Here is a 13,831-nt window from a genome sequence, read left to right on the forward strand (position 1 = left end):
TTAGTACAATCGACAACAAGGAGGTTGTATGACACAGACACTCCAAAACATGTCCCAACTTTACGCTCGGCTAGACCAAATTGGCTTGCCGAAGAAGTTTGTGCGAGATAAAGCACTACCAGATTGGTGGTGTGATGAATTCGAGCAGACTCCCAGTGCGGTAACAGAAGCTGCATTGTATGTCTCCCATCGACTAAATCTCAATCTCCAATCTTTGCTGGAAGAGACAGCACAGCCAGAATTCGTCCTAACCTGTCAGCCTAAATTCTACGCGCAGTCTAATAACCCCAGCTTAAAAATTGCGACTGCACTTGCGACGCAGATTGCTAAATTAGTCGCTCAAGGCTGTCCGAATGATTACCAGTCAATCTGTAATTTATCGAGATCGGAAATCAGACAAATAATATTACAGACACAAAACTGCGTTAATTTAATCGGGTTGCTAGATTTTTGTTGGGATCGGGGAATTCCAGTGGTTCATTATAATAATTATCCCAAAACGGTCTGTAAATTCCACGGCATGGTTGCAGTAGTTGCAAATCGTCCAGTCATAATGATTAGCCTCAATCATGCTTCTCCGGCTAGGTTAGCTTTTATTATCGCCCATGAACTGGGTCATATATATCACCAACATCTGCCTGAAGGTGGATTATTAGTAGATGAGGAGATCAGTCTAGAAAGCATTGATGAAGAGGAAATTGCAGCAAATGAATTCGCAGGTGAGTTATTACTTGGTAGACCGGATGTGAGCTATTATACCCCTCATAAATTCTCTGGCAATCGATTGGCATCCTATGCGAAAAGAATTGCCGAGCGAGATAGTGTCGATGCGGGGGTGGTGATTTGGAACTATGCTTGGACGAAAAAAGAATGGGCGGTAGCTCAAAATGCGCTCAAAGTAGTAGAAGGTGCGAGTAAAGCTAACGAAATTATCGATCGATATCTTCAGGATCGACTAGATTGGGAGCGGTTGAGTGATGATAATCAAGATTATCTATCACTGATGTTGCGATTGGATTAGGGCAGGGATTTTGAGTGCGATCTGCTTTTTAGATAACGATGCAATTCTCAAGTTGACTGCTTGTAATTTACTGGCAGAAGCGATGCTCTGTTTGGGTGTGGAGCGGGCTGATATTTATGTGTTGGAATCAGCCCAGCATGTTTTTAGATCGAATCAGAGACTGCGCCGCAACTATTCAGAGCAAACTTGCGATCTGGCGATCGAATTTGTCCTTGGCTGTCAAGTAATTACACCACCAACCGATCTGAGTGAATTGGCTCTATTAAACCAGATTGTGAATATCGATCGTGGTGAAGCGTTATTAATCTCTGCTACTGTAAATGTCGATGTATTTTGGTTGACTACTGGTGATAAACGCTGTATCAATGCGGTTGCTAGTTCGGGTTTAGAAGAGATCGAGCGACGATTAGCTGGTCGGGTTGTGTGTCTAGAGCAAGTTATACTCAAATTAATCGATCGAGAGGGGTTTGAGTTAGTACGCGATCGAGTTATTCCAGGTAGAGATTGCGACAAAGTTCTCAAATCTGCGTTTGGTTCTGGGAGATATGCAGAGCAAAAAAATGTGGTAGAGACGTTGGAAAGTTACGTTCTAGATTTGCGGAATAGTTCGCAGGGATTACTGGCAAATTTTTAAAGGCGAACTGCTGCGCTGGTCTGCCATAATAATAGATAAATTAGCGCAATCTCAGCTATGGAAGCGATCGCTCTCGAACAACAAATCTTAGCAAGCATCCGCACTTTGCCCGTACAGCAACAGCATGAAGTATTAAACTTTGCTCGATTTCTGCATCAAAAAGCAGCAAATAAACCGCCTCGTCGCAGTCTCAAGGGCTTATGTGCCGATTTGAAAATTCAGATTACCGCAGCAGATATTGACGAAGCTCGTCAGGAAATGTGGGGGACATTTCCACGGGAGATCGTCTAGATATGGCGATTGTTGCAGATACACATGCCATCATTTGGTATTTGGTTGAGCCAGAGCGATTGTCTCAAGTAGCTTTAGATGCACTAGAAGGAGCAATTGCGGCTGGAGAACCAGTATATATTTCGGCGATTTCTATAATTGAAATCTGCTATTTAATCGAAAAAAGTAGAATAGCCAGCGATCTACTCCAACGGATTCTAGCAGTACTGAATGAGCCAGATCCTAGCCTAATCGTAGTGCCGATCGATCTGGCAATTTCCATCGCAGTTCAAAATATCGATCGTGATACCGTTCCCGATATGCCGGATCGAATTATTGCCGCAACCGCCTTACATTTGAATTTACCACTGGTGACTCGCGATCGAAAGATCCAAGCTTCACAGTCAATTATCACAATTTGGTAAAGGTACTTAGTTGTACTCAGCGTCAATCGGTCAATAATGTGCGACCTTTGTGGTCTTTGAGCCATTTATGACAAACTTGGTATCCGCCAACATGGAAGTTCCAAACCGCTTCAGTTACATCCATAAAGCCACTTTTTACTTATTAATGACTACTTCACCACGTTCATAGTTAGAATGTTCAGCATCGATAATCCAGCCGCCGCCATTCTCGATAAATGGGGATTTATATTTCTTTATAGCCTCATCAATTTCATCCATCAGTTCAATCGACTGTCCTAGCGCAACGATAATTTTTTGATAATGCCGGATATCAGCTTGACTCAATGTGCGACCTTTGCGGTCTTTGAGCCATTTATGACAAACTTGATAGCCGCCAACATGGAAGTTCCAAACGGCTTCAGGTACATCCACAAAGCGATCTTTTTGCTTATTGATAAATACTTTGCCATTTTCATATTTAGGATGCCCAGCATCGACAATCCAGCCTCCACCATTTTCGATAGATGGGGATGATATCTGGTTTAGAACTGGGGATTTCATCAGGTGCAGATTCACCAATTGCTTTCCCAATTCACCCAATTGATGGAATAAATCGACATTACGGGTGAGTGGTACACGGGGAAAGTCTATCTTCAGGAATTCAGCGTAGCGGCTGCGGTAGGTAGGGGAATGGAAGATGGCGTAGATGTAGTAAAAAATGGCTTCTGGTGTGGGAGTATAGCCGAGGTTTTGTTCTATCTTGGCGAGAAATTCGGGTGAAATATTCGGCTTACGAGTAATTCCCATGTCTTTCTCTGCTTTAGTAGTGGGATATAGATAGAGGGGAGCAAGTTGCATTATCCCTTTGTTACTATAAAAACCTCTGTTATCAATCAAATCAGTGGTGACGAGAAAATGAGTGTAATTTCCTTCGACTGCCACTTGACGCATGAAAATTAACCCTAAATTATCTCCTGCTAGTATATGACGCATTATTTTTGAACCTGGAGTGCCTATAAATCCCCTTGTTTTTCCGCTGTACCATGTCTCTCGAATATCAAATGGTCTGTACAAAATTGATGTATAAAAGTTTCTATTCTTATTGGCTAAGACATCAGCTTTGGCATTTGACACCTTCCAATCTCTACTGTCTTCACCAAGAGAATACTTTGTTCTGAGGGAGATATCATCTAGCAGCTCAAAATCTTCAACTGATTCTTTGATTCCATCACAATCAAAGTGTATTGTGACTTTATCCCTCTCGGTTTTAACTCCACAACTATGTTCAACAAAAATTTTACCTAGTGGGATATACTCTTCATATTCTTCTTCTAATGAAAAGTCTTTCGGAACAAAGAAAAAATTGCATTTTTTTGGAAATATAATATTCCAATTAGTTGTAGATATAGAATTATTTTTGAGATTAATATATTTGTCGTCTCTAAGCCCCCATATACTTGAGTGATTTATATTGCATTCTTTGCCAGATTGTGAACATCGAGAAAATATATTAATGGAAACGCCTTGTTTAATATCAAAAATATTTTGGTCTTTCGATCCATCTGGACATATTTCTTTTTTGTTGATACTACCATGCAAGTCTAATGTCCAAATATCATTAAAGCTATTCATTAAACTTTCACGCATTCGGCGGTGTGTTATTCCATCTAAGAAAGTGTTGCTAGACACAAATGAAACAATACCATATCCGGTGTTGTCAATTCTCCATTGAGCAGCTCTAATAAACTTAATAAAGTCATCATCTAAATTTATTTTTTTCTCATTTAAATTCTTTTTATAATCTTTTATTAAATTTCTTATCCATTCACTTGAATTTACAGAGCTAACTGAATATGGAGGATTACCAATAACAACCATGATTGGTTTCTCTTTCTTGATATCTGCTGCCTGACTAGACTCTTCAGCAATAAACTCATCAACTAGTAATTCACTCTTTTTAGTGGGTTCATCCAGAGTATTTGTTAGATACACGCCCAAACGTTTCCCCTCATCAAACTGATATCCCGTTTCTTGTAAAAATAGACCTAGTTTTAAATGTGCAATTGCATAGGGAGCCATCAATAACTCAAAACCGAAAATTCTTGGTAATAAATGATCGCGGACATATTCCGACCAAGTAATATCACCCACGCGCTCAATGATAGCTTCCCGCTCTTCGTGAAAGCGGGTGTGAATTAGTTGGCAAATCCATAATAAAAATGTCCCAGTACCTGTAGCTGGGTCGAGAATCATCACCTCTGGATCGGCTAATCCCAAAGCTTTATTAAACTTATCTTTGAGTAAAATATCGACCGATCTCACCATGTAAGATACGACTGGTTCGGGAGTATAGTAAACACCCCGCCGTTCGCGCATTTTTGGTTTATATGCGGCTAAGAAATCCTCATAAAACCGAATGACGATATCTTCTTGATTCGTGCGTTGTTTCAAAATCTTGTAAAATTGTTTCCATCTTTGCTGCTCGGAGCGTTACAAAGATATCAGAGATCGCACCGATCAATTTATCGCCTAATTCTTCAGAACTACGATTAGAGATATCTTCAAATAACTTTCGCAAGAATGGATTAGTTTCTGGTAATTGTTTCCAAGCTGAAGTACGGTCAAAATGAGTCTTCTTGTCCTTATCTTTATCTTTTATATGACTGAATACTCGTGCGGTAAACAAAGCATAAGCAACTGTTTGGGCATAGATATCAGCTAATGAATATTCTTTGTCATTATCAGGTTTGACTTTCAGATCCGGCAATAACTCTCGCTTGAAACTCTCTAGCAGTTGGTGAAGATAACCATCTTTTGATTCTAGAACGTATGATTCGGGGATAATCTTTTCAATTTCTCGTGCTGACTCCGCTAACTTTTGAGCTAACTCTTTAGCTGTCTGAATCGGATCGTAAAATACCCGCTCGGCTAAAGGCACCGAACATAAAATATTTTGAGCGATCGGTACTTTTTTTAATCGCTCTATTCGAGTATCTAACTCTCGATCGTCTACTAAATCGAAGGTTTGAATGTGACGTTGTTTAATGCCCCCTTCTTGGGGCAATATAAATGCAACTCGCCCTGAATCCTCACTGGTAGGATACAGCAAATACATCGCGGGTTGATTTTGGTTTACGCGATCGATGTAGTGATTTATATATATTTCTTGCTGCTGCTCTTCTTCCGTCAGCCAGCGTTTGATTTCGTCATTTGATAGGATGTTCAGCTTATCATAGAATTTAACCGCGATCGGACGAGTTTCCGCCGCAGTCTCTTCATCGTCACCCAGTCGTAAATACCAAAAATCAGAACCATTCGGATCGTTCTCACCAATCGGGCATCCCAATTGCGATCGGAGGCGATCGATTTTAGATTCGATTGTATTTACGCTGAGATTAGAGCCGATCGTATCCATATTAAACCTAGATTACTAGGTTTAATATGGACATCAGTAGACTATAACTAACTCAGTACATTAGAACTGTTTTATGTGTGTAGTTAAATTTATTTTAGTTCGATCCGAAAATTCTAGGATATTCGGTGAGTTAGGGATTTAATCTATACACCATTAGAATTTTGACCTCATAAGATGCGATCGATAATGCCTACAAGCCGATCTTTTGATAAGTAATCCTCATTAATCGCTCTCGATCGATATTATTCAGACAGTTCGCTGTCTTGGATGTGTTGAAGGAGTTGTCTTACTAGCAATCCATCAGCCGCTAAATCGCCGCCCATCTGTGCGAATGCTGCAATCCCCCTAATCGAATTGGGTATATTCAGCATGATTTCCTGGCTGGTGCGATCGAGTTCTAATTCTTTGTGAATCTCCATTCCTGCCACACGCGCCGCTTCTTGAGCCTGTAACTTCGCCAGCGTTGGAGCCAGATAATAATTTACTGCTTCAACCAGACGTGCTGCCAGATCGAGCAACTTCATCGCCACCACTTCATTTTGCTTCGTCTTAGAAAAACTTGCCCAGAAAATGTCAGAAACGTCAGCCATGTCAGAAGGCTTATCCAGTAATGGTTCTGTGGCTGACATTAAGGCTGACATGAAAAGTGTGGCTGACATGAAACGTCAGCCAAATGTCAGCCAAAACGTCAGCCATGAAACCTTTATACAGTAAGAGATACAGCTATTGGCTGACATTACTGACATGGCTGACATCAAAAAAACAATAAATTCTAGAAATACCAGCAAGAAGTATGTCAATCGATTCAATGTTGGCGATCGCTGTCGAATGATAAAACTATCGTCCACTAATGACGATCGAGAGCCAGAAACCAATCGGGGCAGGGATTTAGGAGTGGACGATAAGACCGATTTTAATCGTCCACCAATCATCCACTCCAGAACGAGTATCGTCCACTCCCGTTTCATCGTCCACTTATCGTCCACCAACAGAACCTTTACCGGATAAGGATTTGAGTGACCGAGTGGACGATGTGAGTAGGAACTTTTACACCGCCACCATGAGTAGGAACCCTGACACTTTCTTGCCGATCTAATTCAGCTTCGCTTTCATTTACATTATCTAGCAACGGCTCAACCTGTATCGGCTCGCCAATTTCATCTTGTATTTGTGCCCTAAAAGTGGTGTAGTGCCGATCGAGTTTAATTAAATCCGATCGAGCATCGCAAAGTGGCTTAATCTCGGCAATATCGATCGGTAATCGTTGGGCGATGACAAATTTCTCGATATCTTCCACACTAAAGTCCACACTCCGTTCCAAACAGTGAGCGATCGCATCATTGATGAACCGCTCCGTTGTTTCTGAGTCGTTCGCGAAGCGTCGGCTCTGCCGAATCGACTGGGCAACTGTCAGCACTCCGGCTTTGACGATCTCAATGCCTAAATCCGTCGCTTCCTGCTGCCACCGTGCTTTTAACTCCGTTGAGGCGATGTGTTCTTTATGCTTGCGGGTACGCTCCCAACTATCCTCCCGCGTCTGCCAAGTGCTATTACTTGGACACTGGGCGAGAATCTGCATCCGGCGTTTGCTAAATTCGACTAAATTCTCTCGCTTGTAACCCTTAATCTCAAACATCCCGTGAGGACTAGGTTCGATTTCATAGCCCAGTCGTTCTACTTCGGCGGCAAGATCGGCCTGATAAATCGTTCCTAAGTGTTTCTTATTCTGAAAAATTAGATCGTTATCGTTGGCATACCATTTACCGCTCTGTGCTTGGGTTAGATTCATCACTAAAGCGTGAGTGTGCAGGTGCGGGTCTAGCTCACGGCTCTCGATGTGGTCAAACTGGGCGACCATGATGTTGCCAGTTTTAACTTCTGCTACTTTCTTATCTTTGGTAATACGGGTTTGTGCGTAGCGTGATTCGATTAGTGCCAGAGTTTTCTCGACAGCGTTGCGATGGGCGACCTCCAACCGAGTATCCCCACCGACTAATGCAGTTAGGCTCACAGATTTCGGGGCTGAGAATGTAAAATCCGTCCCCGCGCGGCGTTTGTCGGGGTCGCCTTTAGTACCAAGATATTTAGTTCCATCGGGCGATCGACCGTAGCAAATATGCTCGAATGATTCTCGATCGATTTCACCTTTTAAGCCGAGCGCAGAAGCACCTTTACCAAACCATCGAGTTTGCCCTTGCTCGTAATCGTCAGTGAAATACTGCACCGCCGTACTAGCTTTACAATTTTTTGCTGTCAGCATCGATCTCGCTGTAACATTATTAATTTTATTTCCACTACTCTCAACTCGATCTGGAAGTTATTTTGAGCATTAATTTCCCTCATGCCTTCTATTATCGCCCAATCTACAGTTATTATAGTAAATGCGTACTGTGCGTTACTAAGACTTCATTCAGTTGAAATTAGTGTTGGCAAGGTATGCACATAAACATGACAAAGATGTCGTAAATATGGCTGTCACTCCAAATTGTCGATCGCCTAATCTTGGGTGAATTTGGCTAATTTATGTACGATTTATGTACGGTAAATATTCATAAAAAAGCTAAAAATGTCGCAATTGCGTACAAAAAATCGACGTAAAACTGGGTTCTATTTCTGTACATAAAATACTTCTATCCAAAATATCTAAGTAGTATCTCGAATCGAGAGCAATCTTTATGAGTAAAAATTTTGGCATCAGATTCGTACCAGACCCCAATCGATCGGAAGAGATATTGCTGCATCGTTACTACAGCAATACCAGAGAGGGGATCTATGCAAAGTTAATCGCAAATGCAATGGCAATCGATCTGCCGCTAGCAATGGATGAATCGGGAGAGTGCGAGCGAGGCGAGATTGAAGCAGCGATCGATGACTCGCTAGCAACTTTACACTCAAAGATCGATCGACTCAATCGTTTATCTCGGAGGCGCGGATTAGATTGTCACCTCCTAGCTCGATCGTTAAGTACAACAGCAGATGCGATCGCTGATGATGTGCGGCACACAACCACCGAGCGATCTCAAACCCACTCTCATCTACCTCTGATTGCGAACATCGATGCCGAGCGGGATGATGACCGACAGCCTATTCAGCCAGTGAGAAGAAAAATGCTGCTAGGACAGGAGGAAAATGGCTAGTAATATAGAGCATTTATACGCAGTTGTAGATTACGGAAGCAGCTCGCTCAAGTTTGTCTACAGCCAAGAACTCGACGAAAATCCTCACTACTTCATGATGGAACCTGAAACGATCGAGATTCCTGCTGCTTCGATCGATGAATGTAGACAAAATTTTAATACCTATCCAGTCGGACATGCTTTCGTGGGAATCGGAGGTCGTTACTATGCTGTTGGCGAATTAGCTCGAACTAGATTCCATTCGACGATGAATTATCACGAGCCAAAAACTAATAATGCTATTTGCCGCACCTTAGCAGCAATAGCAGTGGCGGTACGACTGTGTAGAATCAAGACTGGCAAAATCAGGTTATTCCTTTGCTGTGTGCTGCCTCCTGGCGAACTCCTAGACCGCGATATTCTGGAGGACGATCTCAGACAGGCGTTGACAAGCTTTGAAACGCCAATCGGCGAGCTTCGAGTCCAGCTCAAGTACTTTAATTGCCATCCTGAAGGTGGTGGATTATCGCTGTTTTACGAACACAAACGCGGCGATTTAGGCGATCGATCGCTGGGTGTAATCATGATGGGACACAGAAATTCAAGCTGCTTTAAGCTCGCCAACAATACTTATAGCTCTTTTCGGTCTTGCGATCTGGGATTTATCTGGATGGTGAATTACATTCGATCGCGAACTTCAGGCTATCAAGATAACGATCTTACTGTTGCAGTTGCAACTTACTTACTCGGTAAAGAAGAGAATAAAGCACCGCTACTCAAACTGTTACTTAGAAACACGGAAACCGGACGGGAAAAGGAACTAGATCGATTAATCGAAGCGATCGCCTCAGCTAAGATCGAATTTTGGCAGTCATTGAGCCAGTGGTTGCGGATTCAGCTTCCAAACATCGACGAAATTGTCTTCGGTGGCGGAGTCGGTCGAATATTTGCCCAGGAAATAGTCGATCGCTTTGAAAATAAGTTGTCTAACGTACCTGGAGAAAATCATCAGGCAATATATATCAATGGTGGATTGATTTATCCAGAAGGTACGTCGATTCCTGTAGAGCTACAAGATAGATTTGCTGACGTGCAATGCCTGTGGGAGAAAGATATTCTGCCAATCGCTAAGTCTTATCACGGTAAGGATACTTTATAAGTGTTCGGTTTCTCATCTAACGCACCTAGTGTGCGTTAGATCCGGCAGCACTAGGAAAATATACAGAATATTTCGGAAAGTAAAAAATTTCCACCGCTCTACCACTCGTCGCGTGCGGGTTTGCTAGAATCGGAGCGAGTGGTAGCACATAGAAACCACACTATGGTTGCCAAAGCATCGCACACAAGGAACAAAAGAATGGATCAAATATATATCCAGAGAGAGTTACGTCGAAATGAATACGCGAAAATAGTAACAGAAAGATTTAATTCGATCGTAGGCTAAGACGATCGCAGCTCGAACAGTTAGAAATATATAAAGCTGTCAATAGACTAAATATTAAGAAACAATTATGGAAACACTCAATCGACGGAAGATGCTCAAAAAGCTGATTGGTGTTAGTGTTGGGACGACCATTGCCCAAGTATTAGGAGTGGGACAGTCTCTTAATGCGATAACTGCTTTAGCTGATGTCTCGTCAAATAGTGAAAATATTAATATTCTTAATTATGGACTTCGTTTAGATTATGATTTTCTCAGCCCGATCTCTAAGGGAATTGGTGGAGGTATAGGAGAGTTTAGTTACTCGATTGGAGAAGCGGGTGCAAACACTGTTAGAGGCGCGGGAGAAGCAGGCGGAAACGTTTTACGTGGCATTGGCGAAGGACTCAGAGAACGTTTGAGAGATATTATTTCTAATGCTGAAGGTAAACGGAAATTAATAGAATTCTCTCAGCAACAGGATTTGCAGAGGAAACGCGAAATAATCGAGCTAATGCGCGATTCTCTGCGCGAGGATCGAGACAAACAAATCGCTCTGAAATTAACCGAGATTCAATCTAATTGGGATTTACAAAATTGGAATGGCGTTCTGAGTCGTCAGGAGACAGAAGATCTATTAAAACAGCAGAAAGACTGTTTGGTAATTTTGATGTCACCTCCGGAAATTAGTATAGATGCTCCGGCATCGATTCGGAATAATCTGCAAATTGAATTAAACGAGCTAGAATCATTCTTAGTAAACTATTATCCAGACAGCGATCGATCGCACCAAGTTAAGTTTTATAGTGATTATTTTAAACGTCCGATAGGTAATATTAATGTAGATCAATTACAAAAAATTTTAGCTCCCGTACCGACCGTTATTCTCGATTTAGATGTCACCGACTATACTTATAAGGTAAAGGTTCATTTTTGGGGCGTACAAAATAATCAACGTCGCTTCTATTCTAGTAAGGTGTGGAATTGGGAAAGAGGTAATAAGGAACTAATCTCAAAAGGGGCTGAAGAAAAAGAAGCTTTGCGAACGATCCGACAGACGATCGTTAACACTAATAAGTTTTTAGCTGCTTATATAGCCGATCTATATTACCTCAATCTCGATCCTTATTATGAAATTAAGTTCCCCAAAATTAGTGCCGAACTCAACCAAGCTGGATTGGATGATAATTGGCTTCAACCCTACGTGGACGATCTGAAAAAAATTCAACTTAGCGAACAAAAAATCTACGAAAGTGAGTTAAAGGTATTAGCTGATGCCACCGAAGAGGAGGAAACGATTAGAACAGAGGCTCAAAAATGGAAATTAATAAATACTTTGTCTGGTCATTCTGGTACGATTCATTCGATTGCAATTAGTCCAGATGGACAGATGCTTGTCAGCAGTAGCGATGACAAAACAATTAAAGTATGGAATTTAAAAACAGGAGAACTTCTTAACTCCATTGAAGGGCTTTCAACTGAATTTAATTCGATTGCAATTAGTCCAGATGGACAGATGATTGTCAGTAGTAATGGTAAAACAATTACACTATGGAGTCTAAAGACAGGAGAACTTCTTAACGCGATTCAAGGTCATTCAGGTGAGCTAGATTCTTTTGCAATTAGTCCAGATGGGCAGATGATTGCTAGTAGTAGTACCGACAATACAATGGATCTGTGGAGTCTAAAAACTGGGAAACTTCTTCGCACAATTGAAAAACTTTCATTGGTGGCATTTAGTAGGCTTGGCTATATTGTTGCCAGAGATAGCAATAATACTAAAATATTGGATCTAGAGACTGGTAAAATTATCCGCTCGATTGAAGGACTTGCCCTAGAAATCAGTCCAGATGGACAAAAAATACCTGTAGTTGATAGTAAAACTGAAACTATTAAGCTATGGAATCTAGAAACTGGAAATATATACACATGGGGGTTGTCCAACGCAGCACTTTTTAAAGGTTCATATTTAGGAAATAGTACAATTAGTCCAGATGGAAGGATTCTTGTCAATGGAGATAGTAATGGTAAAGTTAAACTATGGAATCTCAAAACAGGGGAACTTCTTCGCGTCCTTGAAGGACATTCAAATTGGATTTCTTCAAATTGGATCTATTCTGTTGCAATTAGTCCGAATGGGCACACTCTTGCTAGCGGTCGTAGTGATAAAACTATTGAAATTTGGTCGAATATTTAGATTTATGTTCAATTGGTGCAATAATTGATGGTTCTCCAGTGGCTAGTGGGCTAGTTTTCACATCAAACTACTAATATCAAAATATTCTATCGAAATATTGTCGTTGTTAAATCAATTAGCTTTTGTAAATTTCATAATACTAACTTCTTTGCCTATACCAGCATTGGTAAGTTTGTAAAGCTCGTTGATTGAATAATCATTATATTCTGAATATGATAGCTTGACTGCCGAACCTACACGAGGAATAGCTTCATTATCGTACCAATAAGTCCAAACGTAATACTGCTGACCATTTGGTAATTGAATTAAAGTTTTAGCTCCATCATTAGCAGCGTCATAACCAATTTTTTGAACTATTGTTACCAAAGTTGTTTTAGACATGCAAGATAGCTCCTTTTTAAACTAACAAACTAGAGTGAATTAGATTTGATAGATCTTACCACTTTAACACTACAATAATTTAATATTAAAGCGGCATGATTTTATTATTTCTTATGTTATCTTGTTAGTAGTGATATCGACCGCTCTTGAGAAGTCACTGTAATGCTACTTACAATGACTTCTCGCCATTTTAGCTAGTTACTGGCTGTTGCTACTTCGCGCCAAGTGCTTTGCGGCAAGTACAGCACGCTCGAACCCAACCGCTCGACTTCAGTTGCCCGATCGTAAGATTCGATATCTTCCGCAGTGCGGGTGACTGCATTCAACATGCCAAACCGCGACAAGTCACCAGAACGAATCAAATGGTCGAGAACCGAACTAGATTCGTCACTGTTTAAGCCAATTGCTTTGGCGGTAAGCTCGACAGCCTTTGCCGAATGACCAGTGATGAGGTCGTTCTTAGAAGCTTGCAGATCGGCAACGGCATCGCGGAACGTGGTGATGCTGATTGCATTTCGTACTAGATCGCGAATCTTCAACTTGAAGGCGTTATCGATCGCTTGCACGGTATCCGAAGCATATAAATCGGTGCTTTCATTCGCACGACCCGCATGGTTCTTCCGCTGCTTGGCATCTTTGAGCGTTAAGCCATTGGTGCAAACTAATCGATAGATAAAGGGTTCGACCGAGATCGAGCCATTGCCGAGTTCGCCATTCGACAGCACGAATCCTGCTTGAACTGGGTCGCCAACCGAGATAGCAGCTTCAATGTTGGTGTTAATAACTTTGAGGTACATCTTCTCGTCGGTGACGTTGCAGCTTGCGATCCGAATGCCATCACCCATTTCAGCCAGCTCAGGCATTACCATTGCGAGAATCTCGTGGTTGTCTACGATCCGATAGCGATTAGAAAGGTAGAGTCGAGGGAGACTATTATGTCTCGCCCCTCTCTGTTAGATCTGGACGTGCGACT

At 41.6% G+C, this 13,831-nt stretch carries 15 protein-coding genes and 1 pseudogene; 9 read left to right on the plus strand and 7 right to left on the minus strand.

From position 1 onward, the window contains the following. Nucleotides 1-28 precede the first annotated feature (28 nt). The 4 genes from CHA6605_RS06590 to CHA6605_RS06605 are packed head-to-tail and all read left to right on the plus strand — an operon-like array spanning nt 29 to nt 2,350. Complete coding sequence (locus tag CHA6605_RS06590) at nt 29-1,021, plus strand: ImmA/IrrE family metallo-endopeptidase (protein ID WP_015158718.1); 993 nt, start codon at nt 29-31, stop codon at nt 1,019-1,021. 10 nt (nt 1,022-1,031) lie between these two features. Continuing rightward, nucleotides 1,032-1,655 (plus strand): hypothetical protein, encoded by a 624-nt coding sequence (locus CHA6605_RS06595; RefSeq protein WP_015158719.1) that lies wholly within the window; start codon nt 1,032-1,034, stop codon nt 1,653-1,655. A 57-nt stretch (nt 1,656-1,712) separates the two neighbouring features. Then, nucleotides 1,713-1,946, plus strand: a complete 234-nt coding sequence (locus CHA6605_RS06600; RefSeq protein WP_015158720.1) for a DUF2281 domain-containing protein — start codon at nt 1,713-1,715, stop codon at nt 1,944-1,946. Nucleotides 1,947-1,948: 2 nt separating this feature from the next. After that, nucleotides 1,949-2,350: a type II toxin-antitoxin system VapC family toxin gene (locus tag CHA6605_RS06605; RefSeq protein WP_015158721.1), complete on the plus strand. Its 402-nt coding sequence runs from the start codon at nt 1,949-1,951 to the stop codon at nt 2,348-2,350. A gap of 22 nt (nt 2,351-2,372) precedes the next feature. On the opposite strand, the gene CHA6605_RS34970 is transcribed toward CHA6605_RS06605, so the two are convergent. The 4 genes from CHA6605_RS34970 to CHA6605_RS06615 form a co-directional block, all read right to left on the minus strand. Continuing rightward, nucleotides 2,373-2,474: a type ISP restriction/modification enzyme gene (locus CHA6605_RS34970; protein ID WP_015158722.1), complete on the minus strand. Its 102-nt coding sequence runs from the start codon at nt 2,472-2,474 to the stop codon at nt 2,373-2,375. 11 nt (nt 2,475-2,485) lie between these two features. Beyond that, a complete protein-coding gene (locus tag CHA6605_RS32610; protein WP_232432207.1) occupies nt 2,486-4,780 on the minus strand; it encodes a type ISP restriction/modification enzyme in 2,295 nt (764 codons plus the stop codon). Next, nucleotides 4,734-5,744 carry a hypothetical protein gene (locus tag CHA6605_RS35575; protein WP_232432208.1) on the minus strand — a complete coding sequence of 337 codons (1,011 nt, stop codon included), beginning with the start codon at nt 5,742-5,744 and terminating at the stop codon, nt 4,734-4,736. The genes CHA6605_RS32610 and CHA6605_RS35575 overlap by 47 nt, the downstream gene beginning before the upstream one ends. 242 nt (nt 5,745-5,986) lie before the next feature. Beyond that, complete coding sequence (locus CHA6605_RS06615; protein WP_157259876.1) at nt 5,987-6,334, minus strand: hypothetical protein; 348 nt, start codon at nt 6,332-6,334, stop codon at nt 5,987-5,989. Between CHA6605_RS06615 and CHA6605_RS35580 the strand changes: the two genes are divergently transcribed. Together CHA6605_RS35580 and CHA6605_RS35585 are read left to right on the plus strand one after the other, a co-directional pair. Beyond that, nucleotides 6,315-6,458: a hypothetical protein gene (locus tag CHA6605_RS35580; RefSeq protein ID WP_157259878.1), complete on the plus strand. Its 144-nt coding sequence runs from the start codon at nt 6,315-6,317 to the stop codon at nt 6,456-6,458. The genes CHA6605_RS06615 and CHA6605_RS35580 overlap by 20 nt on opposite strands. 12 nt (nt 6,459-6,470) lie before the next feature. After that, a complete protein-coding gene (locus CHA6605_RS35585) occupies nt 6,471-6,752 on the plus strand; it encodes a hypothetical protein (RefSeq protein WP_157259881.1) in 282 nt (93 codons plus the stop codon). Here CHA6605_RS35585 and mobF read toward each other — a convergent pair. Then, nucleotides 6,742-8,004 (minus strand): MobF family relaxase, encoded by a 1,263-nt coding sequence (gene mobF, locus CHA6605_RS06620; RefSeq protein WP_015158724.1) that lies wholly within the window; start codon nt 8,002-8,004, stop codon nt 6,742-6,744. The two genes, CHA6605_RS35585 and mobF, sit on opposite strands and share 11 nt — an antisense overlap. A gap of 415 nt (nt 8,005-8,419) precedes the next feature. Here mobF and CHA6605_RS06625 point away from each other — a divergent pair, with 415 nt between their 5' ends. The 3 genes from CHA6605_RS06625 to CHA6605_RS06635 all read left to right on the plus strand — a co-directional run bounded on the left by CHA6605_RS06625 (nt 8,420) and on the right by CHA6605_RS06635 (nt 12,477). Next, nucleotides 8,420-8,881, plus strand: coding sequence for a hypothetical protein (locus tag CHA6605_RS06625; RefSeq protein ID WP_015158725.1), 462 nt, complete (start codon nt 8,420-8,422; stop codon nt 8,879-8,881). Further along, nucleotides 8,874-10,019: a ParM/StbA family protein gene (locus CHA6605_RS06630; protein WP_015158726.1), complete on the plus strand. Its 1,146-nt coding sequence runs from the start codon at nt 8,874-8,876 to the stop codon at nt 10,017-10,019. Before CHA6605_RS06625 ends, CHA6605_RS06630 begins: the two co-directional genes overlap by 8 nt. Nucleotides 10,020-10,371: 352 nt before the next feature. Further along, nucleotides 10,372-12,477 carry a WD40 repeat domain-containing protein gene (locus CHA6605_RS06635; protein ID WP_015158727.1) on the plus strand — a complete coding sequence of 702 codons (2,106 nt, stop codon included), beginning with the start codon at nt 10,372-10,374 and terminating at the stop codon, nt 12,475-12,477. Between the two features lie 111 nt (nt 12,478-12,588). On the opposite strand, the gene CHA6605_RS06640 is transcribed toward CHA6605_RS06635, so the two are convergent. After that, nucleotides 12,589-12,858 carry a hypothetical protein gene (locus CHA6605_RS06640; RefSeq protein ID WP_015158728.1) on the minus strand — a complete coding sequence of 90 codons (270 nt, stop codon included), beginning with the start codon at nt 12,856-12,858 and terminating at the stop codon, nt 12,589-12,591. 194 nt (nt 12,859-13,052) lie between these two features. Continuing rightward, nucleotides 13,053-13,757, minus strand: a pseudogene (locus CHA6605_RS06645) (DUF932 domain-containing protein); the annotation flags it as partial. Nucleotides 13,758-13,831: the final 74 nt, after the last annotated feature.

The sequence above is a fragment of the Chamaesiphon minutus PCC 6605 genome (assembly GCF_000317145.1).
Classification (GTDB): Bacteria; Cyanobacteriota; Cyanobacteriia; order Cyanobacteriales; family Chamaesiphonaceae; genus Chamaesiphon; species Chamaesiphon minutus.

Bases quoted from the DNA above. Each gene is read 5' to 3' on its own strand.
- CHA6605_RS06590 (WP_015158718.1), top strand. From the start codon at position 29: ATGACACAGACACTCCAAAACATGTCCCAACTTTACGCTCGGCTAGAC.
- CHA6605_RS06600 (WP_015158720.1), top strand. From the start codon at position 1,713: ATGGAAGCGATCGCTCTCGAACAACAAATCTTAGCAAGCATCCGCACT.
- CHA6605_RS06605 (WP_015158721.1), top strand. From the start codon at position 1,949: ATGGCGATTGTTGCAGATACACATGCCATCATTTGGTATTTGGTTGAG.
- CHA6605_RS34970 (WP_015158722.1), bottom strand. From the start codon at position 2,474: ATGGATGTAACTGAAGCGGTTTGGAACTTCCATGTTGGCGGATACCAA.
- CHA6605_RS35575 (WP_232432208.1), bottom strand. From the start codon at position 5,744: ATGGATACGATCGGCTCTAATCTCAGCGTAAATACAATCGAATCTAAA.
- CHA6605_RS35580 (WP_157259878.1), top strand. From the start codon at position 6,315: ATGTCAGAAACGTCAGCCATGTCAGAAGGCTTATCCAGTAATGGTTCT.
- CHA6605_RS06615 (WP_157259876.1), bottom strand. From the start codon at position 6,334: ATGGCTGACGTTTCTGACATTTTCTGGGCAAGTTTTTCTAAGACGAAG.
- mobF (WP_015158724.1), bottom strand. From the start codon at position 8,004: ATGCTGACAGCAAAAAATTGTAAAGCTAGTACGGCGGTGCAGTATTTC.
- CHA6605_RS06625 (WP_015158725.1), top strand. From the start codon at position 8,420: ATGAGTAAAAATTTTGGCATCAGATTCGTACCAGACCCCAATCGATCG.
- CHA6605_RS06630 (WP_015158726.1), top strand. From the start codon at position 8,874: ATGGCTAGTAATATAGAGCATTTATACGCAGTTGTAGATTACGGAAGC.
- CHA6605_RS06635 (WP_015158727.1), top strand. From the start codon at position 10,372: ATGGAAACACTCAATCGACGGAAGATGCTCAAAAAGCTGATTGGTGTT.
- CHA6605_RS06640 (WP_015158728.1), bottom strand. From the start codon at position 12,858: ATGTCTAAAACAACTTTGGTAACAATAGTTCAAAAAATTGGTTATGAC.